The 2,048-nt window shown below is 64.5% G+C and carries 3 protein-coding genes; all 3 read left to right on the forward strand.

Features of this window, described 5'->3' with window-relative positions; all coding sequences use genetic code 11:
* On the forward strand, window positions 1-323 hold a 323-nt coding region (locus AAC083_RS12250), incomplete at its 5' end, for an FtsX-like permease family protein (RefSeq protein WP_146181665.1).
* A complete protein-coding gene (locus tag AAC083_RS12255; RefSeq protein WP_108536752.1) occupies window positions 320-1,693 on the forward strand; it encodes an efflux transporter outer membrane subunit in 1,374 nt (457 codons plus the stop codon). The genes AAC083_RS12250 and AAC083_RS12255, both read left to right, overlap by 4 nt.
* 153 nt (window positions 1,694-1,846) lie before the next feature.
* Window positions 1,847-2,048 (forward strand): siderophore-interacting protein (locus AAC083_RS12260; protein ID WP_181364732.1); only part of this gene is annotated, 202 nt, incomplete at its 3' end.

The following is a 2,048-nucleotide window of genomic DNA, read 5'->3' on the forward strand; positions in this document are numbered from 1 at the left end:
ACATCATGCTGGTCTCGGTGGTGGAGCGTACCCGCGAGATAGGGATCCGCATCGCGGTCGGCGCCCGCCAGTCCGACATCTTGCAGCAGTTCCTGATCGAGGCCGTGATGGTGAGCCTGCTCGGCGGCATGCTCGGGGTCGGCGTCTCCCTGCTCATCGGTCTGCTCTTCTCCCTGTTCGTGGAGAGCATACAGATGCAGTTCTCGCTCTTTTCTATCCTGATGGCGTTTGGCTGCTCCTCGCTCATCGGGATCCTGTTTGGTTACCTGCCCGCCCGCAATGCCGCCCGGCTCGATCCGGTCGAGGCGCTGGCGAGGGAATGACGATGCACAACTTATCCAGACTGGGGCTCTGCCTCGCCCTTGCCGCAGGCGTGAGCGCCTGCAGCCAGCAGAGCACCTATCACAGGCAAGATCTGGCGCTGGCCCCGAGCTGGCAGCAGCCGGACGACGGTCTCACCCGGCAGCAAGCCGGCCTCTGGTGGCAAGGGTTCCATGATCCGGCGCTGGATCAACTGGTGGAGGCCGTGCTGGCCGCCAACCCGGACATGCAGGTCGCCGGACTGAGGCTCAGAAACGCACTGCTGGGTTCGGATCTCGCCGAGACCAACCTGACCCCCTCGGTCAACGCCAGCCTGGACGCCAACGGCACCAAAAATCTGAAAGATGGCCGTGCCAGCAGCGACATGGGCCCCTCTCTCACCCTCAGTTATGAGGTGGATCTCTGGGGTCGGCTCGCCTCGATACGGGATCAGGCGAGCTGGGAAGCCCAGGCCTCAGCTCAGGATCTGGCGGCCACCCGTCTGATACTGATCGGCAAGGCGCTGGAGCAGTACTGGCAGCTGGCCTATCTCGGCTCGGCCATCAGCCTAGGAGAGCGGCAACTCGCCAACTATGCCCGCGCCGAGCAGCTGACCCAGGTCAAATACCAGGCCGGCGCCGTCACCCGGCTCGATCTGGTGCAGGCCAGCCAGCAGAAGGCGGGCAAGCAGGCAGCACTCAGCGCGCTCTTGGTGCAGCAGGAACAGGCCCGCAACGGGCTGCGCCTCTTGCTCGGGCGCAGCAGTGGCCCGCTAGAATTTGCCCCGACCGCGCTGACGACGGCGCCCGCACCGTCGCTGGCGGTCGGCATACCGGCAGACGTGCTGGCGCGGCGCCCCGACGTGCGTGCCGCCGAGCTGCGGCTGCGCAAGACCCTGGCGAAAGGGGACGAGATCCGCACCAGTTTCTACCCCACCCTCAGCCTCACTGGCGGGGCCAGCACCACCTCGGACACCCTGACCCAGGTGCTGCAAAACCCGGTAGGCACCCTGGGCGCCACGCTGGCGCTGCCCTTCCTCGAATACAACAAGACCCGGATCTCCATCGCGAGCTCAGAGCTTGACTACCAGATCGCCGAGGCCGAGTTTCGCAAGCAGCTCTACACCGCCCTGGTGGAGGTGGAAGATAGTCTGGCCGCCCGCCATCATGGCGAGCAGCGCCTTAACTATCTGGCCGAGCAGCGGGCGTTTGCCAAGGAGGCGGAGCGGCTGGCCAAGGCGCGTTTCCAGGCCGGAGCCACCGGGGTGCAGACCTGGCTGGATGAGCAGAACCGGCTGTGGGATGCCGAGCTGGCCCTGCTCGGTCAGCAGCAGGAGCAGCTCAACACCATGGCCAGGATCTACATGGCGCTGGGGGGAAGCGATCGCAGCTAACCCAACGCCTCGTTACGCCGCCACTCATGTCATGAGAGGCGGCGTTTTTCTTCCCTGTTTATGCCCCTTTCCTGACGGACTGTGATACAAACCAATTGATAATAGTTTTCATTTAATGAAAAATGAGCGCCATTATCAGTCAGGAGTATCCATATGTCCCAGCCCGCCCCGGTCAATCGCCCTCGTCTGCTCACCGTCAAACACGTCCGGGATGTGAGCCCGCACCTGCGCCGAGTCTGCCTGACCAGCCCGGAACTCGCTGACTACCCCTTCACCTGCGGCGGTGCCCACATCAAAATCATGCTGCCCCAGCCGGGCCAGGCCCATGCCGTGCTGCCCACGCCCACCCCGCAAG

The sequence above is a fragment of the Aeromonas sp. HMWF014 genome (assembly GCF_963878295.1).
Classification (GTDB): domain Bacteria; phylum Pseudomonadota; class Gammaproteobacteria; order Enterobacterales; family Aeromonadaceae; genus Aeromonas; species Aeromonas popoffii.